The sequence below is a fragment of the Allosaccharopolyspora coralli genome (assembly GCF_009664835.1).
Classification (GTDB): Bacteria; Actinomycetota; Actinomycetes; order Mycobacteriales; family Pseudonocardiaceae; genus Allosaccharopolyspora; species Allosaccharopolyspora coralli.
In genome coordinates this window covers 3,305,384-3,326,514 of sequence record NZ_CP045929.1, presented here as the reverse complement: position 1 = coordinate 3,326,514, position 21,131 = coordinate 3,305,384, and the positions used below count along the sequence as shown (strand labels likewise).

The window sequence follows — 21,131 nt, the reverse complement described above, 5'->3', positions numbered from 1 at the left end:
GTGCGACCGCAGTGGTGAGGACGATGGAGGCGACCGGTACGCAGCGCGAAGGAGTGCAGCGATGGCCGAGCGCACGGTGCACTTCCTCGGCGGGCCGCTGGACGGGCGCGTCCAGGAGCTCCGCGACTCCGAAGCGGTGTGCGGCAGGCTGCTCCGGCACATCCATCTGCACGAGGGCCCGAAGATCGAGACGCACTACGAGCTCCACTACTCCGCCGAGGCAGGCTGGACCTACCACCTCTACTCGCCCCGAAGCTCCTCCTGACCCCACATCCCCCAACCCGGTGGGGACATCTCCCCTCCCTGTGGACAGCGGGGTGGCAAATTCGCGCGAATTTGCCACCTGGTGAGCAAGTGGTTGCTTGGTGGGGGAGGTTCGGAATCGTGCAAGTTGTCGTGCGGGAGCTTCTGAGGTGCTCGGATGGATACTGCGAGGTGTGTCACACTGCCGAGGGGGATCGATGCGCGAACGCGCGGCCTACCATCATCACTCATGGCGTCCCAGGACCGACTCTCAACGGTGAGCGGCGGCACCGGACTCGTCCTCGGTGACGAGTTCCCCACGCCGACGTACGCGCAGTGGCAGGCGCACGTCGAGAAGGTGCTGCGCCGGACGAAGCTGCTCGCCGAGGACGCGCCGACACCCGAGGTCGTCGAGGACGTGCTCGCCACCGAGACCTACGACGGCATCACCGTCCACCCCCTCTACACGAACCGAGACGCGACCGCCTCCGGTCTTCCGGGCGCGGCGCCGTACGTGCGCGGCGCCCGACCCGAGGGCAGTGTCGCCGAGGGGTGGGAGGTCCGGGTGCGGCACGCGCACCCGGACGCGGCCGTGACGAACCGCGAGATCCTCGCCGACCTGGTCAACGGCGCCAACTCCATCTGGCTGGAGCTGGGAGGCGCCGGGCTCGCGGTCGACTCGCTCGGCGACGCGCTCGCCGAGGTCCACCTCGACATGGTCAGCGTCGTGCTCGACGCGGGCGCCGACGGCCCGCAGGCCGCGGAGGCGCTGCTGCGACTGGCCGACGAGCAGGGCGTTCCAGCCGCCGCGCTGACCGGCAACCTCGGCCTCGATCCGCTGTCCGTCCAGGCCAGGACCGGCGTCAACGTCGACACGACCGCATCCGTAGCACTCGCGCGCCACTGCGCCGAGCAGCAACCGCAGTTGCGGGCGATCACCGTGGACGGCCTGCCGTACCACGACGCGGGCGGGTCCGACGCGCAGGAACTCGCCTACTCGCTGGCCGCCGGGACGACGTATCTGCGTCTGCTCACCGAGGCCGGCCTGGACGTGGACACGGCCGCGGGCCTGCTGGAGTTCCGCTTCGCCGCCAGCGCCGACCAGTTCCTCACCATCGCGAAGCTGCGCGCCGCTCGTCGCCTCTGGGAACAGGTCACCCGCGCCAGCGAAGCCTCCGAGTCCGCCCGCGCCCAGCAGCAGCACGCGGTGACGTCGTCGGCGATGATGACCCGCCGCGACCCGTGGGTGAACATGCTGCGCACGACGATCGCGGCGTTCGCGGCCGGAGTGGGCGGGGCGCAGGCGGTGACCGTGCAGCCGTTCGATGCCGCGATCGGCCTTCCGGATTCGTTCGCCCGCCGCCTCGCGCGCAACACCCAGGCTTTGCTGTTGGACGAGTCCCACCTCGCCCAGGTGATCGATCCGGCAGGCGGCTCCTGGTACGTCGAGTCGTTGACCGACGAGCTCGCCCACGCCGCGTGGGAGACGTTCCAGGGTGTCGAGGCGGCAGGCGGGCTTCACGCCGCACTCGAATCCGGTTCCGCGGCAACGGATCTCGACGCGACGTGGCAGCGCCGACGTCGGGCGCTCGCGCACCGCACGGACCCGATCACCGGCATCAGCGAGTTCCCCAACCTCGACGAACCGCTGCTCGAACGGGAACAGGCTCCGGAACCACCGTCCGGCGGCCTTGCCCGGGTCCGTTACGCAGCGGACTACGAGGCACTTCGCGACGCCGCCGACGCCGCCGCGTCGCGCCCTACGGTGTTCCTCGCGACGCTCGGACCGCTCGCCTCGTACACCGCTCGCGCGTCGTTCACCCGCAACCTGGTGGCGGCAGGCGGAATCGACGCCACCGAAGCGGGAGCGACCGAGTCCACCGACGAGGTGCTCGCCGCCTACCGGGAGCAGGAGTCGCGAGTGGTCGTCCTGTGCTCAAGTGACAAGGTCTACGCCGACCGCGCGGCCGAGACGGCGGACGCACTGCGCGCGGCCGGTGCGGAACTCGTCCTGTTCGCCGGTTCGCCCGACAACGCACCGTCCGCAGTGGACTTCAGCATCCACACCGGTTGCGACGCTCTCGACGCGCTGCACCGGATCCACCGCACGTGGGGAGTGTCCCGATGAGCAGCGACCGCGTCGTTCCCGACTTCTCCACCGTACCGCTCGACCCCGTGCGCACCGGCCACGACACCGAGCGGTGGAACCGCGCCGTGCTCGACTCGACCGGCAAGGAAGCCGACGCGCTGACCTGGGAGGCACCCGAAGGCGTCGGCGTCAAACCGCTCTACACCGGTGACGACACCGGCGAGCTGGACTTCCTCGAGACGTACCCGGGGATCGCGCCGTACCTGCGCGGGCCGTACCCGACGATGTACGTCAACCAGCCGTGGACCGTGCGCCAGTACGCGGGATTCTCCACCGCCGCGGCTTCCAACGCGTTCTACCGCCGCAACCTGGCGGCCGGGCAGAAGGGCCTGTCCGTCGCCTTCGACCTGGCCACCCACCGCGGTTACGACTCCGATCACCCGCGGGTCTCCGGCGACGTCGGCATGGCGGGCGTGGCGATCGACTCGATCTACGACATGCGCCAGCTCTTCGACGGCATCCCGTTGGACCGGATGAGCGTGTCCATGACGATGAACGGCGCGGTGCTGCCGGTGCTGGCGCTCTACATCGTCGCCGCCGAGGAACAAGGTGTCGCGCCCGAGCAGCTCGCGGGGACCATCCAGAACGACATTCTCAAAGAGTTCATGGTCCGCAACACCTACATTTATCCGCCGCAGCCGTCGATGCGGATCATCTCCGACATCTTCTCCTACACCTCGCAGAAGATGCCGAAGTTCAACTCCATCTCGATTTCCGGATATCACATCCAGGAAGCCGGGGCCACGGCCGACCTGGAGCTGGGCTACACGCTGGCCGACGGCATCGAGTACGTACGCGCGGGTCGTGAAGCCGGGCTGGACGTCGACGCGTTCGCGCCGCGACTGTCGTTCTTCTGGGGCATCGGCATGAACTTCGCGATGGAGGTCGCGAAGCTGCGCGCCGCCCGGCTGCTGTGGGCGAAGCTGATCAAGCAGTTCGGGCCGGAGAACGAGAAATCGCTGTCGCTGCGCACCCATTCGCAGACCTCCGGCTGGTCGCTGACCGCCCAGGACGCCTACAACAACGTCGCACGCACCTGTGTGGAAGCGATGGCCGCCACACAGGGGCACACGCAATCGTTGCACACCAACGCACTCGACGAGGCGCTCGCGCTGCCGACCGACTTCTCCGCGCGCATCGCCCGCAACACGCAACTGGTGCTGCAGCAGGAGTCGGGGACCACGCGGGTCATCGACCCGTGGGGCGGCAGTCACTACATCGAACGGCTCACCGCCGACCTCGCCGAACGCGCCTGGGCCCACATCACCGAGGTCGAGGACGCGGGCGGCATGGCACAGGCCATCGACGCCGGCATCCCGAAGATGCGCATCGAGGAAGCCGCCGCCCGCACCCAGGCCCGCATCGACTCCGGCAGGCAGCCGCTGATCGGGGTCAACAAGTACCCGCACGACGGGGACGACGAGGAGATCGAGGTCCTCCGCGTCGACAACGCCGACGTGCGCGCCCAGCAGCTCGACAAGCTGCGGCGGCTCCGCGACGAACGTGATCAGCAGGCATGTGAGGATGCGCTGCGCAAGCTCACCGCCGCCGCCGAGGCCGCGCTCGACGACAACCGCCCGCGCGACCTCGACCACAACCTGCTCACGCTCGCCGTGGACGCCGCGCGGGCGAAAGCGACCGTCGGGGAGATCTCCGACGCGATGGAGAAGGTCTTCGGCAGGCACACCGGGCAGATCCGTACGATTTCCGGGGTGTACCGGGACGAAGCGGGCGACTCGGCGGCCATCGACCGAGCGCGGGAACGCGTGGAGACGTTCGAGCAGGGCGAAGGCCGCAGGCCCCGCATTCTCGTCGCGAAGATGGGCCAGGACGGCCACGACCGGGGGCAGAAGGTCATCGCCACCGCGTTCGCCGACATCGGCTTCGACGTCGACGTCGGCCCGTTGTTCCAGACACCGGCCGAGGTCGCACGGCAGGCAGCCGAGTCGGACGTGCACGTCGTGGGCGTGTCCTCGCTGGCGGCCGGTCACCTCACCCTCGTGCCCGCGCTGCGCGAGGAACTGCGCGAAGTCGGCCGGGAGGACATCCTGGTCGTCGTCGGCGGCGTCATCCCGCCCGCCGACTTCGACGCGGTGCGCGAGGCCGGTGCCGCGGCGATCTTCCCGCCCGGCACGGTCATCGCCGAAGCCGCGCTCGGCCTGCTCGACAAGCTCGACGCGGCCGAGAACTGACTCCGCCGATGCCTCGCACCCTCAGCGTCGACGAGTACGCCAAGGGCGTGCTCGACGGTTCGCGCACCGTGCTGGCCAGGGCGATCACGCTCGTCGAATCCACCCACCCCGACCATCGGGACAAGGCACAGCAGCTGCTCGTGGAGCTGCTGCCGCACAGCGGCAACGCGCATCGCGTGGGCATCACCGGAGTACCCGGCGTCGGCAAGTCGACGTTCATCGAGGGACTCGGCTCGATGCTCACCGGGCGCGGGCACCGGGTCGCTGTGCTCGCCGTCGATCCGTCGTCGAGCCGCACGGGCGGCAGCATTCTCGGCGACAAGACGAGGATGGGCGCGCTCGCCTCGGACCCGGCGGCGTTCGTCCGCCCCTCCCCCACCGCGGGCACGCTCGGCGGGGTCGCCCGCGCGACGCGGGAGACCATGGTGCTCATGGAGGCGGCAGGCCACGATGTCGTGCTCGTCGAGACCGTCGGTGTCGGACAGTCCGAGATCACCGTCGCCGACATGGTCGACTGTTTCCTCGTGCTGGCTTTGGCGCGGACCGGCGACCAGCTGCAGGGGATCAAGAAGGGCGTGCTCGAGATCGCGGATCTCGTCGCGGTGAACAAGGCCGACGGCCCCCACGAGGGCGAGGCACGCAAAGCCGCTCGCGAACTGCGCAGCGCGCTGCGGATGCTCACCCCGGCGAGCGTGTCGTGGAAACCACCGGTGCTGACCTGCTCGGGGCTGGAAGGCACCGGGCTCGCCGACGTGTGGGACCAGGTCGAGCAGCACCGCGCGACGCTGACCGAGACGAGCGAGCTCGCGGACAAGCGCAGCCGCCAACAGATCGACTGGACGTGGGCGCTGGTGCGCGAGCACCTCATGGCCGACCTGACCCGCAACCCGCGAGTCACCGACATCCTCGACGAGGTGCAGACGCAGGTGCGGGCCGGGGAGCTCACCGCAAGCCTCGCCGCCGACCGGCTGCTGCGGGCGTTCCGCGGCGAGTGATCAGATCTCGGCGAGCATCCCCCGCATGGTGGCGATCTCGTCTGTCTGGGTGACGAGCACGTCCTGCGCCATTTCGACGACCTGCTCGTCCGTGCCGTTGCTGAGGAAATCGGTCGCCATCCGCACCGCGCCCTCGTGGTGGCGGATCATCAACTCGAGGAACAGGCGGTCGAACTGGGCGCCGTCGGCGGCGGCGAGTTGCCGCATCTGCTCCGGTGTTGCCATGCCCGGCATCGAGTGACTTTCGACGGGCGCCGCCGCGTCCGATGACTCGGGCGCAACGCCGTGTCCCGAGTGGCCGGAGTGACCGGGAACGTCGGGACGGTTGTGCCTGTTCAGCCAGGACTGCATCATCTTGATCTCCGGTCCCTGCACTCCGTCGATGCGGTCGGCGAGACCGCGCACCGACGGATCCCGCACCCGGTCCGGAACGAGTGCCGTCATCTCCAGCGCCTGCTCGTGGTGGGGGATCATCATCTGCACGTAAGTCGTCTCGGCGGGACCGGGGGCGCTGTTCGCGCCGATGTCGCCGGCTTCCGGCCCGGTGACGACGGTCGGCTCGTCCCCCGGCGCCCCCGGTTTCACCACTTCCGGCTCCGCGACACCGCAGCCGGCGAGCACCGCGGCGGCCAGCACAGTCACCACACTCACACGAGCACGCACCATTCACACCTCTCCCACCGACCGTCCGACATCCGGCGCAACGATGCCCTATTCGGACTATTGGTTCACGCTCTCCCGCACAACATACTGTCGTGTGGACCGCGCGCGGTACCACCAACCGGGAACACTCGGAACTCGTGGCCGCGGCGGTACAACCGGACAACGGAAGTGAGGCGGTCGTGACACCACAGTGCCCCCCGAAGCGTCGGCGAAGATTCCGCGTGACCACGACGATCCTGGGCGCGTTCGCCCTCGTGATGAGTGTGGTCGTCGGCTCGGCCTCGGCGACACCACCCGCCGAGAAGCCCGAGACACCGTCGAACTCTCCCGTCGTCGCCCAGCAGTCGGTCGACCGCGAGGTCAGCCACAGCGACAACATCGAGCACCTGGCGAACCTGCCCAAGCAGCCACCGTTCAACAATGTCGGCGCCTACGGCACGGACATCGCCTTCCAAGGCAAGCACGCGTTCGTCGGCAACTACGACGGCTTCGTCGTCTACGACATCAACAAGCCGGAGAGCCCGAAGGTCGTCAGCCAGGTCGCCTGCCCGGGCGGTCAGGGCGACGTGTCGATCTCGGGCAAACTGTTGTTCGTCTCCACCGACTACCCGCGCACGAACGACACGTGCGACAGCGAGGAGACCGACGCCGCCGACCCCAACGGCTGGGAAGGCATGAAGATCTTCGACGTCAGCAACCCGGAGAAGCCGCGCTACCTGTCGTCGGTCCGCACCGATTGCGGCTCGCACACGCACACGCTCGCGCCGGCGAAGCAGGGCAACGACGTCTACCTCTACGTCTCGTCGTACGCGCCGAGCGCGGAGTTCCCGAACTGTCAGCCGCCGCACGACAAGATCTCGATCATCAAGGTTCCGGGCAACAACCCGGCCGAGCCGGAGCTCATCGACGCTCCCGTGATCTTCCCGGACGGCGGTAATCCCGGGTCGCCGAGCACCAGCGCGACCACCGGCTGCCACGACATCACGGCGTTCCCGTCCAAGGACATCGCCGCGGGCGCCTGCATGGGTGACGGGGTGATCTTCGACATCTCCGACCGCGAGAAGCCGCGGGTCGTCGAGCAGGTTCGCGACGACGAGAACTTCGCGTTCTGGCACTCGGCGACGTTCAACAACACCGGGACGAAGGTCGTGTTCACCGACGAACTCGGCGGCGGCGGCGCTGCGACCTGCAACGACGAAACCGGGCCACTCAAGGGCGCGGACGCGATCTACGACCTCTCGGCCGACAACGAGTTGTCGTTCGCGTCGTACTTCAAGATCCCGCGGAACCAAGAGGACTCGGAGAACTGCGTGGCGCACAACGGCTCGCTGATTCCCGTTCCGGGCAAGGACATCATGGTTCAGGCCTGGTACCAGGGCGGGGTGTCGGTGTGGGACTTCACCGATTCGGCGAATCCGCAGGAGATCGCCTACTTCGACCGGTCACCGTTCAGCTCGGATCTGCAGATCGCCGGTTCGTGGTCGGCGTACTACTACAACGGCCACATCTACTCCAGCGGGATCCAGGAGGGACTCGACGTCCTCAAGCTGAACGACCCGCGAACGGACCCGGCTGAGAAGGTCAAGTTCCGCGAGTTCAACCCGCAGACCCAGCCCGTCTACCGCGACTGACGGTCCAGCGCGTGAGCCTTTTTGGTCGCTATAGCCACCAAAAAGGCTCACGCGTCTTTGGATGTGGTGGCCATGTCGTAGTAGGTCAGTACGCCGGTGGCGCCGTGCGCGGCGAAGTCGGCGGAGCCGTCGGCCGGGTCCGGCGCGGCCAGGTCGAGAACGGTGCGCACGTGCCGGTCGATGAGTTCGTCCAGCTCCCGCCATCGTGCCGCCGCATCGGCCGGTTCCTGCTCGCCGAACGCCTGCTCACTCCGGCGTAACGCGTCCACGAGCCTGTCGATCGCCTCTTCGTACGCCGCACCCCCTTTCGCGGGCGTGAGCTGCTCGGCCGCGTCGGCGAGGAGCCTGGCCGCGTAGTGCACCGCCTCGACCTGGTTGGCCAGCCATTTCCGGCGCCGATACACGGACCCGAGGTCGGGCCACTTCTTGCGTGCGGCCTGCCGTGTCTTGCCGGTGACGGCACTGAGGTCGGCGAGGCTGGCGCCCAGCCAGACCGCATCGGCGGCCTCCCGCCCCGCGTGAGCAACGGCGGCGTCGGTGACCACCTGCTCGGTGGCCAGCGCCGCGTGGAACCGGCACAGCGACCGCCACCGGTACTGCTGGTCCGCGCCGTGGTCGGCGGGTTTCGCACCCGGGTCCTCGACGGCGAGCGCCGGATCGCGCCGGAGACGCGCGGTGAGTTGTTCGACCATGTCCGCCGCGTCCGGCGCCACGCGCTGACGAACCCGCTCCGGGATCGCACTACGGGATTCTGACAACCTTGGGTTCACAACGACAGCCTACATCGTGTGAACCCACGGTTCACGCGGTTTCCGACCGAGGGGACAGCAGCTCCGGTACTTCCCACGGCAGGATCGCGTCGCCGAACCGAGTCCCGAGACCGACGTCGCAGCCCATGGCGCTCAACCGTGCCGCCTGTTCCTCGGTGTCCACGCCGCCGACGGCGACCGGGATGCCCTCGTCCCGCACCATCGACACGACCGTGGCGATCGAGAGGAACTCCGGCGAGTCCCGTCCCGAATCCTGCTGCCCGACCATCTGGACGAGGCTCTCGGAAATCTGCACCGCGTGCACCGGCAGCTCCCGCACGCGCCGCAGCTCCCGCGGCGAGGCCTCGAAGCCGTGCAGCGCGGGCTGGACGCCGATGTCCTGCAGGATCCGGACGTTCTCGCTCGCCTCACCGTCCTCGTCCAGCACCGCCGCGACCGGCATGCACAGCCGCAACCACTGCGGGTCGACATCGGCGTCGTCGACGACCGCCCGCACCGCCGCGACCAGGTCCGGGTCCTGCGACTGGTTGTGGCTCAACCCGAAGATCACCCGCACGTGACGGCCGTCGCGCTGCCACTCGCCCACGTGCTCCCACGCGCTGCGCAGCAACCAGTCCCGCAGCGCCAGCGTCACACCGGAGCGCTCGGCGAGCCCGAGGCACGACGCGTGGTCCAGCCGTCCGTGCTCGACCGTGTCCCAGCTCAGCTGAGCCTCCACGCCGATCAGCGAGTCGTCCGACATGCTCACCAGCGGCTGGAACAGGACCTCGAACTCCCCTGCTGCCAGGGCCCCCGGCATCATCGCGGCGAGACGGGCGTCGGTGCGCTCGTGGGGGGCGCGGTCCGGGTCGAACATCGCCCACTGCCGCTTGCCCGCGTCTTCGGCCCACCGCAACGCCACGTCGGAGGCCCACAGCAGATCGGCGGGCTCCTCGTCGTCGACGGCGCGCGTCACGACCCCGATGCTCGCCGACGTCGCGATGCCGGTGTCGGCGACCGTGATCGGCTCCGCGAGCACGTCGTTGATGTGTGCGGCGAACGGCGCGACGCCGGGTTGCACCGAGTCGCCCACCACGAGCAGCGCGAACTCCGTGCCGCCGAGCCGTGCCAGCAACGCGCCCTGTTCACTCGCGAGGGTCGCCAACCGCTTGGCGACCACCCTGACGACGGTGTCGCCGACCTCGAACCCCAGACCGTCGTTGATGAGCGCGAAGCCGTCGAGGCCGAGGTGGTACAGCGTCACGGCGGACCCCGGCGCGGCGTTCGCCAGGGTCGTCTCCAGCTGCGTACGGAAGAACTGCCGGTTCGGCAACCCGGTCATGGCATCGTGCAGCGCCTGGTACTGGAGTCGTTCCTGCAGATGCGTGAGTTCGCTGATGTCCTCGACCATGGTGATGAGCCCGCGCGGCGTCGCATCGTCGCCGTAGAGCACCGACACCGCGAGGTAGGTCCAGACCGCGTCGCCGTCGCCGCGCATGAGCCGCCGGGGCTCCCGCAGCCGGAACGAGCCGCCGTGCACGAGGTCCGCGTAGACGGCGGCGAGGTAGTCGCGGTCGTCGGCATGGAAGAGACCATGCATCCGGCTTCCGACCAGCTCGTCGTCGAGCCTGCCGAGGATGTCCTGGAAAGCGAGGTTGACCTCGGTGATCGAGCCGTCGAGCTCGCAGATCGCCACCCCGATCGGGGCGGCGGTGAACACCTCACGGAAACGCCGTTCGCTGAACTCTCGTTCGCGCTGCGCATGCTGCATGGACTCCCACAGCGCACTCGCGACGGTTTCCTGCTGGGCGAACACGCTCTCCCGATCGGCCGCCGCGTACGCGGCCGCGACCGCGGACACGAGCGTGAACACTCGCTCGAGGGCTTCCGCGTCGGTGGCGTCCTCGAGCAGCCACGCGCGGAGCAGGTCGAGTGTGTCCGCGAGGCCCGTTCCGCCGACGGCGTGCACCTCGACGAGAGCACGACCGATGCGCTGACCTGCGGTGTCCCATTCGTGCGGGGCGGTTTCGGCGAGGTCGTCGACCACCTCACGCAGGCGCTGCTCGACCTCGGCGGTCGAGTGCGACAGGCAGGCACCGGCCGCGAGCGTGCCCGCCCAGGCGCGGGCGAACTCGGTGCGCGACTGCTCGTCGGACAACGCGGGGGCCGTTCCTGGTTCTCGGTTCATGCCGCCAATCCGGGCGTCGAGACCGTCGTCCACCCCACCGCCGAGAGCCCCGCCTCCGGACGGTACGAGCGTGCGACGTTCCACCTCTCCGTAGTACCGATGCGTGTGCGTAAGACTACTGGGTGATGCAAACCCTCCCCGAGCTGGACGACGTCGGAGCTGACCGTCACGGTCAGTCGGCGTCCGCCGTCAATGCGCAGGCTCAAGCGTGTCGCCGTCCGCGACGAGCGCGTCGAGTGCGGCGACGTCGTCCGGCGTCAGCTCAATGTCGCCCACGGAGGTGTTCTCCTCCAGATGCGAGGGCGAGGTGGTGCCGGGGATGAGCACCACGTGCGGCGCGGTCTGCAACAGCCAGGCCAGCGAGATCTGCGCTGAGGTCGCTTCGTGCCGGTCGGCGACCCCGGCGAGCACACTGTGTCCACGGGCGCGACTGTCCTGGAAGCCCGAACCCAGCGGGAAGAACGGCACGAAGCCCATGCCGCACTCGGCGGTCCGCGTCAGGAGTGCGGCGTCGCTGCGGTTGACCACGTTGTAGAGGTTCTGCACGACCGAGACGTCGGTCAGCCCGCGCGCACGCTCGAACTGCTCGAGGGTGACGTTCGACAGTCCGATGTGCCGCAGCAACCCGGCGTCGCGGAGCTCGGTGAGCGCCCCGAGCTGGTCCGCGAAGTCCACCCCGGCACGATCCGCGAGGTGCCGCAGGTAGACGACGTCGAGGACCTCGACCTTGAGTCGTCGCAGGTTGTCGTGCACCTGGGCACGCAAGGCGTCCGGATGCCCCGACGGCAACCAGCCACCCTGCTGGTCTCGATAGGCACCGATCTTGGTGGCCAGCACCAGCTCGTCGCGGTACGGGTGCAGCGCCTCGGCGATGAGTTCGTTGACGACCCACGGCCCGTAGAAGTCGCTGGTGTCTATGTGGTTGACGCCCAGCTCGACGGCGCGCCGCAGGATGCGCACCGCACCGGCGCGATCGGCGGGCGGACCGAGCACGCCGGGTCCGCAGAGCTGCATCGCACCGAAACCGACGCGTCGCAGCGTCAGTGGGTCACGACCGGGAAGCGTGACAAGGCCGCCGCCTGGTGTGGAGGTCACGCCGTGATGTTGCTGCAGCCGCCCTCGATCAGCAAGAGACGCCGTTCACAGGGCGGTCCGTGCCTGCCTTTGATCTTGTTCTGAGCGGCAAGCGACCACCCCCGCGGATCAACGACAGCGTCTCAGCGCGCATGTGGGGAACTGGTTTTTGTGAGAGCTCCGGGCGGCGGTACCGGACCACTCCCCAAGCTCCCAATCACGCTCTCAGATCTGCGGGACGAGCAGCAGCCAGCGCCCGCCGACGAGCAGCGCTGCCACGCCGACCAGGAACCACACGGCGAGCCACACGGCAGCGGGAACCCGGGTGAGGCGCGCGAGCTGATCGGCGTCCGAGTCCGGTGCCCGTCCCCTGGCACGCTTGGATCGCAGCTCGCCGACCGGCCGGATCGACCCGATCAGCAGGAACCAGCTCAACAGCAGGCAGCACAGCGCTTGCCACTGTGGCGGGGCGAACCAGGACACCGCGAACAGCGCTCCGCCGGTGGCGACCACCGAGAGCACGGCGAAGGCGTTGCGCACCGCCAGCAGCATGAGCGCCAACAGGCCGACGGCGATCCACAGCATCAGCCGGGTGCGGTCGAAAGCCACCAGCGCCGCGCCGCCGAGGCCGAGCAACGACACCGCCGGGTAGCCGGCGAGCAGCGTGAACACCATGCCGGGGCCGGTGGAACGGCCGGTGGAGACCGTCAGCCCAGAGGTGTCGGAGTGCAGCCGGATGCCGTTGAGCTGCCGCCCGCTGAGCAGGGCGACGACGGCGTGGCCGCCCTCGTGGGCGATGGTCACCACGTTGCGCAGCACCAGCCACGCACTCGTGTTCAGCACGAGCAGCAACGCCACGGCGCCGACGCCGAGCGAGACCACGTTTCCCGAGTCGAGCAGTTGCGCCGTCCACTGGCGCACGAGGTCATCCACAGCAAGAGCTCACAGTCCGGGGGCGGGGACCGCCCCAGGATGTCACGGCAGCCGGGCGTCCATTCCCGGCCCGATGGGCACACCCGCGAAGTAGAACACGGCCAGCACCGCGGCCCAGGTCAGCCAGAACGGCACGACGAACGGCACCATCCGCGCCATCACGGTGCCGATCCCGGCGTGCGGCTCGTAGCGCCGCACGAAGGTCAACAGCACGATCATGTACGGGTTCAGCGGCGTCATGACCTGCGTGGCGGCGTCCCCGACACGGAACGCGGCCTGGATGAAACCGGGTTCGAAGCCCAGCAGCAGGAACAACGGCACGAACACGCCCGCCATCAGGGTCCACAGACTCGACCCGGAGATGATGAACAGGTTGAGCAGCGAGGCGAGCAGCATGAACGCGACGATCGCCGGGAATCCGGTCAGCCCGATGGCCTGCAGGCCGTCGGCGCCGACGACGGCCACCCAGGTGCCGATCCGCGACCAGTCGAACAGCGCGATGAACTGGCCGAGGATGAACGCCAGCACGAGGAACCCGGCGAGGTCCCGGATCGCCCTCGCCATGAGCGCGGGGATGTCGGCACTGCGACGAATGGCGCCCACGACGATGCCGTAGACCAGCGCGGGCAGGAAGAACAGCAGGAACGCCAGCGTGACGATGGAGTCCAACAACGGCGACTCCGGCAGGAAGCCGCCGGTGTCGTTCTGCAGCGGTGAACCGGGGATCAGAGCCAGCGCGAGCACGCCTGCCGTGGCCAGCAGCACGGTGAGGCCGGCGAGGACCAGGCCCCGGCGTTCGACGCGGGTCAGTTCCACCGTCGTGACCTCGCCCTGGCGGGACTTCCCCGCCTCGCCGGCGTCGGTCTCCTCGTCGTCGACCTCGACCCGGGAGACACCCGCGCGTTCCATCGCGGGCTCGACGACGCGGGCGATGATGACACCGGCGAGAACACCGAGCAGGACCGCGGACACGGCGTTGAAGTACAGGTTGGACGCCGGATTGACGGGGGTCCCCGGATCCGGCATCGACTCGGCGATTCCCGAGGTGATCCCGGCGAACAAGGCATCCAGGCTGGTCACGATGACCGACGTCGAGTAACCGGCGCCGACGGCGGCGAAACCGCCGAGCAGCCCGGCGACCGGATGCCGCCCGGCTGCCGAGAACACCAGCGCTGCCAGCGGCGGAATCACCACGAACGCCGCATCGGACATGACGTTGGCCGACACGCCGATCACGCCCACCGCGTACGGCAACAGCCACGGCGGCGCGGAACCGAACGCCCACCGGATGAACGCAGTGAGCAGGCCGGTCCGCTCGGCGAGCCCGACCGCGAGCAGGATCGTCACCACGTTCTTCAGCGGCGGGAACTCGACGAAGTTGTCGGCGAGCGTGGTGAACAGGAACTCGACGCCTTCGGGCGTGAACGCGCCACGGATTACCACCGGCTCGGCCTGCCCGGGGACCTGCGCGGTCACCCCGAGCATCGCCATCACGGTGGAGACGACCGCGAGCAGCCCGAGCAGGATCGCGAACAGGATGAACGGCTCCGGTAGCTTGTTGCCGATCCGTTCGATGCGGTCGAGGAGACGATCGACCCGGCTGCGCTGCGTCTCGGCGTTCACCCTGCACCTCCCACGAGATCAAGCGTGCGGAGTATGCCGCTGACTCGCCGACCATGAAACCCCACACGCCACTCGTTCACCTCCCGAACTCCACTCGGGCGGCCTATGTGGAATGCGCGAGAGTTGGAGATCGACCACGGGGCCGACTACCGTCCCTGTGCCCGAGGCGAGGAGGAGCACTGATGTCGACCGTTGCGCGGCCACCGGAGGTGACGGTGGTCGGCTCACTCAACGTCGACCACGTGCTGGAGGTGCGACGGCTACCAGAACCGGGCGAAACGGTCCTCGGCTCGGACCTGCGCGAGTTCGCGGGCGGCAAGGGCTCGAACCAGGCGGTCGCCGCCGCACGTCTCGGGCGCGACGTGGCGATCGTCGGCCTCGTCGGCGACGACCACCCGGCGGGAGTGCTGCGGGAGACGCTGCGGGCCGAAGGGGTCGGCCAGGACGCACTCGGCGAGAGCGAGGGGGCTCGGTCCGGTGTCGCCTACATTCTCGTCGACGAGGCAGGCGAGAACACCGTCGTCGTCAGCCCCGGGGCGAACGCGCGGTTGACCGCCGACGACGTCCGGGCCGCAGGCGATGTGGTCCGCCGTGCCGACGTCGTGGTCGTGCAGATGGAGATCCCCGAGGACGCCGTCGACGAGGCGGTGCGGCTGGCCGAAGGAACCGTCGTGCTCAACCCCGCCCCCGCTCGCCCGGTCGACCAGGAGACCCTGCGGCAGGTCGACGTCCTGGTACCCAACCGCTCCGAACTCGGTGTGCTCGCCGGAGCGCCGGAGCCACGCACCATTGACGAGGCGACCGAGTTGGCCCGTTCCCTGGACGGCCCGCGCGCCGTGGTCGTCACGCTCGGCTCCGACGGTGCACTGCTCGTCGACGGCGACAGCCACACGCACGTGCCCGCATCCGAGGTCGAGGTCGCCGACCCGACCGGAGCGGGCGACACGTTCTGCGGCGCACTGGCGGACGCGCTCGTGCGGGGAACGGACACACTCGACGCGGTGCGGTGGGCGGTGCAAGCCTCGGCAAGGGCCGTGACGGCCCTCGGCGCTCAGGCCGCCATGCCAACCGCCGAGCAAGTCCACTCCCCGCCCCAGTAACCCGGGGCGAACGGCACTCTCACCCCACCAGATGGGGCGAAAGTGCCGTTCGCACCATCTCCACCGGATGAGGCGAAAGTGCCGTTCGCCTCACCAGACGAGGCGAAAGTGCCACTCGCCTCATCTCCACCGGGATGAGGCGAAAGTGCCGTTCGCCTCACCAGACGAGGCGAAAGTGCCGTTCACCTCGTCTCCACCGGATGAGGCGAAAGTGCCGTTCACCTCGTCTCCACCGGATGAGGCGAAAGTGCCGTTCACCCCACCAGACGGGGCGAAAGTGCCGCTCGCCTCACCAGACGAGGCGAAAGTGCCGCTCGCACCATCTCCACCAGATGGGGCGAAAGTGCCGCTCGCCTCACCAGACGAGGCGAAAGTGCCGCTCGCCTCACCAGACGAGGCGAAAGTGCCGTTCGCGCCGTTGTCAGGCGAAGAAGCTGGGGACGTCGAGGGGGCCGCCCGCGGCGTCGAACTCGGCGTGGACCGCCTCGCGTAGCTTGGCGTCGGCGAGGTAGTCCACTGTGGTCATCGCCAGCCCGAGCGCCGCGTCCTCGACCGCCCTGTCCCCGCTCGCCGACCCGGCGGCGTCGGCGAACTCGACGGTGTGCAAGGACAAACCGTCGCCGTCGAGGCCGATCATCGGGTGGATGGCGGGCATCCGGAAACTGAGGTTGCCGAGGTCCGTGGAGCCCGTGAGGGACTCCGGCACCACTCCCCGAGGCAGCGCCGTCCGGCCCCGCGTGCGCTGGTGGCTCGCCCACCGAGCCGCGAGTGCCTCGTTGTGCCGGATCGGCAGGTAGGCGGGCTGCTCGTCCCACACCAGTTCGACGCCGCAGCCGGTCATCTCGGCCGCGCCCCGCGCGACCGCCTCGATCCGCCGTGCGAGGTCCTTCAACGGCGCGGGCTCGGCGGAGCGCAGGTAGAACTGCAGCGCGGCCCTGTCCGGCACGACGTTCGGGCGTGCGCCGCCGTCGGTGAAGATCCCGTGGACACGGTCGGTCGAGGGCAGGTGTTGCCGCAACGCCGCGATGCCTTGGTAGGTCGCGACGGCGGCGTCGAGCGCGTTGCGTCCCATGAACGGCTGCGCCGACGCGTGGGCGGCGACCCCGTGGAAAACGATCTCGACCTGGCGCCGGCCGAGGAACGGGTGCGTGGCGATGTCGTGCGAGAACGGGTGCACCATGACGACCGCGTCGACGTCGTCGAAAACCCCTTGGCGCGCCAGCGTTTCCTTACCACCGCCGCCTTCTTCGGCCGGGGTCCCGACCAGGCTGATCCGGCCGCCGAGCCGCTCGGCGACACCGGCCGAGGCGAGGAACCCGCCGACTCCACCCGCACAGATGATGTTGTGTCCGCAACCGTGGCCGATCCCGGGCAGCGCGTCGTACTCGGCGAGCACCGCCACGTGCGGACCGCTGCTGCCGGAGGTCGCGCGGAACGCGGTGGGCAGACCAGCGAGCCCGACTTCCGGTTCGTGCCCGTGCTGACCGAGCAGGCCGACGACCCGCTGCACCGACCGGTGCTCGTCGAACCCTTCCTCGGGGTCGGCGTGCAGGGCGTGGCTGAGGGTCAGCAGGTCGCTGCCGTGGGCCTGGATCCACCGCTCGACCTCGGCGCGGGTGTCCGTGTCGGAACCGTCGTGCGGTGATGTCGGCGGCTCGGCCTCGGCGACCGCGTTCGCGGTCCGCTCGATGACGGCTTTCAGGTACGAATCGTCGGGCGGCACCGGTTCATGAGTGGTCACCACGCCACCGTAATCCCGACAGGACGGCACCGTCAGCTCGGCTGATCGGGCGCAGGCCCGAGGAAACGGTGCGCGAGCAGCGTTCCGCCGACGACCGCGGACGGGATCGCGATGAGCTGCACGACCGGCACCAAACACAGCACGTAGGTGGGCACCCCGAAGCCGACCACGACCGCCTTGTTCCGTCGCAGCGCACGGTGTCGATCACCGAGACGCAGGCCACGCCGCTGGAAAACGAGTCCGATCATCTCCAGACTGATCACCCAGGCCCCGAAGAGCGCCGCGAGGACCAATGCGATGGCCTGACCGACCACGGGAACGAACCCGATGACGAACAGCACGACCGTCCCGAGCGCGGCGATCACCACGAGCTTCAGGGAGTCCCGGACGCCGCGGCCGAGCGAGCGCAGCGTCCCCGACCCGTCGTCGTGGGTGTCGAGGCCGAGTTGACGCTCGGTGCGTTCGGCGATGGTCTCGTAGAACGGGCCGCCGATGAGCAGCGTGAGCGCGATGAACGACAGCGACCCCGCCACCGCAGCGGCACCGACGAGGGCGACCGCGGCGAGGACCCGGATCGCGTCGCGCACGCCCTCCGAGAAGCCGTCGGCGAACGGGGTCAGCGACGTCACGATGTCACCGGCGAAGTACGCCAACATCCCCAGCAGACCCAGCAACAGCACGGAGGTGATGAGCGCGGGCAACGCGCCGAGTAGCAGCATGCGCGGCGACCGCACGATCGTGCCGAACCCCGTAACGAGCGCACGGGTTCCTGCCAGGAGGTTCTTCATCGATCACGGTCTCCGTAGGTCGCGGTCTCTGCGGCCACGGTATCCGGCACGGTGTCGCACCGTCCGGCGAATGCGATCTCCGGGTCTCCCGGCAGCCTCCGAAACCGGGGCGGCAGTACGGACCACCCCAGTTTCACAATGCGTTCTCAGCGGTCGGCGTAGCGCCGGTGGCGATTGCGGTCGTGGTGAAAATGGCGAGTCGTCCTCGGCGCCCTGCTGTTCGACCGCATTCGGCCAGCAGGCGCATCCCGGTCGCGGGCGTGCAGTTCCAGCAGCACCACGTCCGGGCTCTCGCCCGCGTGGCATCGCCAGAGCATCTGCAGCAGTTCGTCCTCCGTCACCGCCCAGCGGCGGTGGAACACGTCGTCCTGCATCGCCACTCCTCACCGACGCCCTCGTCGAACTCGGCCACCCGGCGTGTCGGGCCGGTTACTCTCCACGATAACCGCATGCGCGCCGGGCTGACTGAAAGGCGATCGGACTCGTGCGGAGCCCGATGAGCTCGACGTGACCTGAGCGTCTACACCAGCACGCCGCCATGAGACCCGACCTCCGAGGAGCACGCCCATGGTCATCGTCGCAGGACACATCACCGTCGAGCCCCAGCAGCGCGAGAGCTACCTCGCGGGCTGCGTGGCCGTGGTCGAACAGGCACGGCAGGCAACCGGCTGCCTCGACTTCGCCATCACCGCCGACCTGCTCGACCCCGGCCGCATCAACGTCTTCGAGCGCTGGGAAACGCGAGCGGCGGTCGAGGCCTTCCGCGGCGACGGCCCCGGCGACGACCAGAGCAACGCCATCCTCGCGGCATCGGTCACCGAGTACGACGTCGCCGACATGCGGTCGCTGACCGGGGACGACGCAGCATGAACGGCAGCGGTGGGGTGGTGTGCGTGAAAGGTCGTGGATACGCTCCCGTTCGTCCACCACGCACCGGCCCCGTCAACGTCACCGCGCACCCGGTGGACGGCGCTCCCTCAGGCTCGTTCGACCAACTCCGAGCCGCCGGCGTCCGACGCATCACGTTCGGGCCATTGCTCATGGCCGCCCTGACAGACACCCTCACCGACCTGGTCACGCCCTGGCGCTGACTCGATCGGCCGCTCCGAAAGGATCATTCGGCCTCGATCCGCGCACGCAGGTGTTCGGTGTGTGCGGCAAGGTTGTGGCGAAGATGAGTGAGGGTGGCGATCTGCTCGTCGAGGGTGCGGAGTCGCTGCTCGTACACCGCCAGCGCCGGTACACACGGAGTCGAATCGAGGTCAGGACTCGCGACGCACGACCCGAATCGGTGGACGTCGGCCACAGACAGGCCAGACTTGAGCAGACGACGCAGGTTGAGCACAAGGTCGACGGCGTCGGTGCTGTAGCGACGGTATCCGTTGTGGTCGCGGCGCGCGGTCAGCAGGCCGCGCTGTTCGTAGTACCGGAGCGAGCGGGTGCTGACCCCGGTGCGGCGAGCGAGCTCACCGATCTTGATCTCGTGGCTCTCGTCGTCGGCGCTCGAGCAACCGTGGTCGGGCAGTGCAGTCATAGTCTCGGATGGTGCTGAAGACGTTCCAACACGACAACCGGGATCTGCCTGGCCGCGGCTGCCTCGAACTCTGCGAACGCCGGCATGAACGCGACCTGTCGGCCCCAGATTCGCTCACGCTCCGCACCCTCGGTGACCCGAGCGAGAACCGGGACGCTTTGCCCGTCCACCTCGACCGTGGTCCGGGGGTGCGCCAACAGATTGCGAAACCACCCCGGATGGCGCGGACTGCCACCGTAGGTGGCGAAGACGGCGAACGCGTTCCCGACTGACTGGTACATCATCGGGTTCACCCGCTGACGCCCGGTCTTGGCTCCGATGTGGTGTACCAGGATGATCGGCACACCCTGGCGCTGGTCGAAACCCGGCGGCCGAGGCGGGATCGGGCGCCCCGCAGCGAGGTCGTCCTCACTGCTCCACTCCACGTACCCGCCATGGGCTCGAAACTCGGCGACGATGCGGTCGTCCCAGCTGTTGATCTGAGCGCCCATCGGGCCAAGTTAACGCCCTGACATTAGTGTCAAGGTCAATCCACAGCGGCGACCCACGGGTGGTCCACTCGCTCGTCTGGGCCGAACGGTCGAGGTTGAGGACAGGCCACAACCCGAACGTGTTCACCCGGCCGTCTTCGCCAACCGGGGAGCGAGTTGCCGTGCCACTTCGATCGCACCGGGCTGGTCGTCGTCGCCGAGCACCACGTGGTCGGCGCCGCTGTTCAGATGGTCCTGTACACGCCCGGCGATCGCCGTTTCGTCGCCCCAACCGATCAGCCCGTCGACGAGCCGGTCGCTGAGCTCGGCGATGTCCTGATCGCTGAACCCCATCCGTCGCGCGTTGTCCGCATACCCGCCCACGCCGAGGAGTCCCCGCAGCGTCGGTTCGCGCGCAGTTCGGCGGGCTCGGTGCGGGTCGGTATCGGCGACCGCGAGCTGATAGACGACCAAAGTGGACTCCGCACCCAGGATCTCGCGTGCCCAGGCTGTGTAGCCGGGTGTGACGAGCAGCGGCACCGCCCCGGCCGCCCGATCGCGGGCGAGTTCGAGATTGCGGGGCCCCAACGCTGCGAGGATGCGCCGCTCGGCCGGCACCGGCGGGTCAGCCGCGTCCAGTCGGTCAAGATAGTCGTTGAGGGCCCGCAACTGTCGCGGGCGGTGCGGGCTCCCTAGGCCCACGATGAATCGCCCCGGGTGGGTTCGCTCGAGCCGAGCGTAGACCGCGGCCACCGCATCGTCGGCGTACACATCGGGCGGAATGATGGCCGGCGCGACCGGCACAGTCCTGGTCGCGGCAAGGAGATCAGCGAGGCGCTCGAGCGAGTCCAACTCTCCGCCCGGCAGCCACACCGACGAATACCCGAGCGTCTCCAACTCGGCCGCCTCAGCGACATACGAGTCGTCGTCTGACACGTTCAGTGCCACCCCCACCGGCCCGAAGTCAATCTTCGTCATCTCGCCCCCTGGATCGTGTTTCCCGGTTGACCTGACGCTAGAAGCTCAACCGCACTCGAAGTCAACGAGCGCGATGGCCT

Annotated in this window: 19 protein-coding genes; 7 read left to right on the top strand and 12 right to left on the bottom strand. The window is 69.1% G+C overall.

Features of this window, described 5'->3' with window-relative positions:
• Nucleotides 1–61 precede the first annotated feature (61 nt).
• The 4 genes from GIY23_RS15575 (at nt 62) to meaB (ending at nt 5,579) form a co-directional block, all read left to right on the top strand.
• Nucleotides 62–265: a hypothetical protein gene (locus tag GIY23_RS15575; RefSeq protein ID WP_154077326.1), complete on the top strand. Its 204-nt coding sequence runs from the start codon at nt 62–64 to the stop codon at nt 263–265.
• 228 nt (nt 266–493) lie between these two features.
• Complete coding sequence (locus GIY23_RS15570) at nt 494–2,371, top strand: methylmalonyl-CoA mutase family protein (RefSeq protein ID WP_154077325.1); 1,878 nt, start codon at nt 494–496, stop codon at nt 2,369–2,371.
• Nucleotides 2,368–4,584 (top strand): methylmalonyl-CoA mutase, encoded by a 2,217-nt coding sequence (gene scpA / locus GIY23_RS15565; RefSeq protein ID WP_154077324.1) that lies wholly within the window; start codon nt 2,368–2,370, stop codon nt 4,582–4,584. The genes GIY23_RS15570 and scpA overlap by 4 nt, the downstream gene beginning before the upstream one ends.
• An 8-nt stretch (nt 4,585–4,592) precedes the next feature.
• Nucleotides 4,593–5,579 (top strand): methylmalonyl Co-A mutase-associated GTPase MeaB, encoded by a 987-nt coding sequence (gene meaB, locus GIY23_RS15560; protein ID WP_154077323.1) that lies wholly within the window; start codon nt 4,593–4,595, stop codon nt 5,577–5,579.
• On the opposite strand, the gene GIY23_RS15555 is transcribed toward meaB, so the two are convergent.
• A complete protein-coding gene (locus GIY23_RS15555; protein ID WP_228717317.1) occupies nt 5,580–6,230 on the bottom strand; it encodes a DUF305 domain-containing protein in 651 nt (216 codons plus the stop codon).
• A gap of 269 nt (nt 6,231–6,499) precedes the next feature.
• Between GIY23_RS15555 and GIY23_RS15550 the strand changes: the two genes are divergently transcribed.
• Nucleotides 6,500–7,873 carry an LVIVD repeat-containing protein gene (locus GIY23_RS15550; RefSeq protein WP_154078888.1) on the top strand — a complete coding sequence of 458 codons (1,374 nt, stop codon included), beginning with the start codon at nt 6,500–6,502 and terminating at the stop codon, nt 7,871–7,873.
• 47 nt (nt 7,874–7,920) lie between these two features.
• Here the strand turns inward: GIY23_RS15550 and GIY23_RS15545 are convergent, their stop codons facing one another.
• The 5 genes from GIY23_RS15545 to GIY23_RS15525 all read right to left on the bottom strand — a co-directional run bounded on the left by GIY23_RS15545 (nt 7,921) and on the right by GIY23_RS15525 (nt 14,440).
• Nucleotides 7,921–8,643, bottom strand: coding sequence for a hypothetical protein (locus GIY23_RS15545; protein ID WP_228717316.1), 723 nt, complete (start codon nt 8,641–8,643; stop codon nt 7,921–7,923).
• 31 nt (nt 8,644–8,674) lie between these two features.
• A complete protein-coding gene (locus tag GIY23_RS15540; protein WP_187351901.1) occupies nt 8,675–10,810 on the bottom strand; it encodes a putative bifunctional diguanylate cyclase/phosphodiesterase in 2,136 nt (711 codons plus the stop codon).
• Between the two features lie 189 nt (nt 10,811–10,999).
• On the bottom strand, nt 11,000–11,905 hold the full coding sequence (locus tag GIY23_RS15535) for an oxidoreductase (RefSeq protein ID WP_228717315.1): 906 nt from the start codon (nt 11,903–11,905) through the stop codon (nt 11,000–11,002).
• A 204-nt stretch (nt 11,906–12,109) separates the two neighbouring features.
• Complete coding sequence (locus GIY23_RS15530) at nt 12,110–12,805, bottom strand: M50 family metallopeptidase (protein ID WP_228717314.1); 696 nt, start codon at nt 12,803–12,805, stop codon at nt 12,110–12,112.
• Between the two features lie 54 nt (nt 12,806–12,859).
• On the bottom strand, nt 12,860–14,440 hold the full coding sequence (locus tag GIY23_RS15525; RefSeq protein ID WP_154077318.1) for an AbgT family transporter: 1,581 nt from the start codon (nt 14,438–14,440) through the stop codon (nt 12,860–12,862).
• Between the two features lie 182 nt (nt 14,441–14,622).
• Here GIY23_RS15525 and rbsK point away from each other — a divergent pair, with 182 nt between their 5' ends.
• Nucleotides 14,623–15,540, top strand: coding sequence for a ribokinase (gene rbsK, locus GIY23_RS15520; RefSeq protein WP_154077317.1), 918 nt, complete (start codon nt 14,623–14,625; stop codon nt 15,538–15,540).
• A gap of 421 nt (nt 15,541–15,961) precedes the next feature.
• Here rbsK and GIY23_RS15515 read toward each other — a convergent pair whose 3' ends face one another.
• The 3 genes from GIY23_RS15515 to GIY23_RS15505 form a co-directional block, all read right to left on the bottom strand.
• A complete protein-coding gene (locus GIY23_RS15515; protein ID WP_154077316.1) occupies nt 15,962–17,281 on the bottom strand; it encodes a M20 family metallopeptidase in 1,320 nt (439 codons plus the stop codon).
• A gap of 32 nt (nt 17,282–17,313) precedes the next feature.
• Nucleotides 17,314–18,069, bottom strand: coding sequence for an EI24 domain-containing protein (locus GIY23_RS15510; protein WP_154077315.1), 756 nt, complete (start codon nt 18,067–18,069; stop codon nt 17,314–17,316).
• Between the two features lie 146 nt (nt 18,070–18,215).
• Nucleotides 18,216–18,443 carry a hypothetical protein gene (locus GIY23_RS15505; protein ID WP_154077314.1) on the bottom strand — a complete coding sequence of 76 codons (228 nt, stop codon included), beginning with the start codon at nt 18,441–18,443 and terminating at the stop codon, nt 18,216–18,218.
• Nucleotides 18,444–18,636: 193 nt separating this feature from the next.
• On the opposite strand from GIY23_RS15505, the gene GIY23_RS15500 reads away from it, so the two are divergent.
• A complete protein-coding gene (locus GIY23_RS15500) occupies nt 18,637–18,939 on the top strand; it encodes a putative quinol monooxygenase (RefSeq protein WP_154077313.1) in 303 nt (100 codons plus the stop codon).
• Nucleotides 18,940–19,183: 244 nt separating this feature from the next.
• Here GIY23_RS15500 and GIY23_RS15495 read toward each other — a convergent pair whose 3' ends face one another.
• The 3 genes from GIY23_RS15495 to GIY23_RS15485 all read right to left on the bottom strand — a co-directional run bounded on the left by GIY23_RS15495 (nt 19,184) and on the right by GIY23_RS15485 (nt 21,051).
• Nucleotides 19,184–19,603, bottom strand: coding sequence for a MerR family transcriptional regulator (locus GIY23_RS15495; protein WP_222850175.1), 420 nt, complete (start codon nt 19,601–19,603; stop codon nt 19,184–19,186).
• A complete protein-coding gene (locus tag GIY23_RS15490) occupies nt 19,600–20,094 on the bottom strand; it encodes a nitroreductase/quinone reductase family protein (protein ID WP_154077312.1) in 495 nt (164 codons plus the stop codon). The genes GIY23_RS15495 and GIY23_RS15490 overlap by 4 nt, the downstream gene beginning before the upstream one ends.
• A gap of 123 nt (nt 20,095–20,217) precedes the next feature.
• A complete protein-coding gene (locus tag GIY23_RS15485) occupies nt 20,218–21,051 on the bottom strand; it encodes a TIGR03620 family F420-dependent LLM class oxidoreductase (protein ID WP_154077311.1) in 834 nt (277 codons plus the stop codon).
• Between the last annotated feature and the right edge of the window lie 80 nt (nt 21,052–21,131).

Excerpts from the sequence above, each read along its gene's own strand:
- GIY23_RS15575 (WP_154077326.1), top strand. The coding sequence starts at position 62 with ATGGCCGAGCGCACGGTGCACTTCCTCGGCGGGCCGCTGGACGGGCGC.
- meaB (WP_154077323.1), top strand. The coding sequence starts at position 4,593 with ATGCCTCGCACCCTCAGCGTCGACGAGTACGCCAAGGGCGTGCTCGAC.
- GIY23_RS15540 (WP_187351901.1), bottom strand. The coding sequence starts at position 10,810 with ATGAACCGAGAACCAGGAACGGCCCCCGCGTTGTCCGACGAGCAGTCG.
- scpA (WP_154077324.1), top strand. The coding sequence starts at position 2,368 with ATGAGCAGCGACCGCGTCGTTCCCGACTTCTCCACCGTACCGCTCGAC.
- GIY23_RS15510 (WP_154077315.1), bottom strand. The coding sequence starts at position 18,069 with ATGAAGAACCTCCTGGCAGGAACCCGTGCGCTCGTTACGGGGTTCGGC.
- GIY23_RS15485 (WP_154077311.1), bottom strand. The coding sequence starts at position 21,051 with ATGACGAAGATTGACTTCGGGCCGGTGGGGGTGGCACTGAACGTGTCA.
- GIY23_RS15570 (WP_154077325.1), top strand. The coding sequence starts at position 494 with ATGGCGTCCCAGGACCGACTCTCAACGGTGAGCGGCGGCACCGGACTC.
- GIY23_RS15500 (WP_154077313.1), top strand. The coding sequence starts at position 18,637 with ATGGTCATCGTCGCAGGACACATCACCGTCGAGCCCCAGCAGCGCGAG.
- GIY23_RS15505 (WP_154077314.1), bottom strand. The coding sequence starts at position 18,443 with ATGCAGGACGACGTGTTCCACCGCCGCTGGGCGGTGACGGAGGACGAA.
- GIY23_RS15490 (WP_154077312.1), bottom strand. The coding sequence starts at position 20,094 with ATGGGCGCTCAGATCAACAGCTGGGACGACCGCATCGTCGCCGAGTTT.
- rbsK (WP_154077317.1), top strand. The coding sequence starts at position 14,623 with ATGTCGACCGTTGCGCGGCCACCGGAGGTGACGGTGGTCGGCTCACTC.
- GIY23_RS15495 (WP_222850175.1), bottom strand. The coding sequence starts at position 19,603 with ATGACTGCACTGCCCGACCACGGTTGCTCGAGCGCCGACGACGAGAGC.
- GIY23_RS15550 (WP_154078888.1), top strand. The coding sequence starts at position 6,500 with ATGAGTGTGGTCGTCGGCTCGGCCTCGGCGACACCACCCGCCGAGAAG.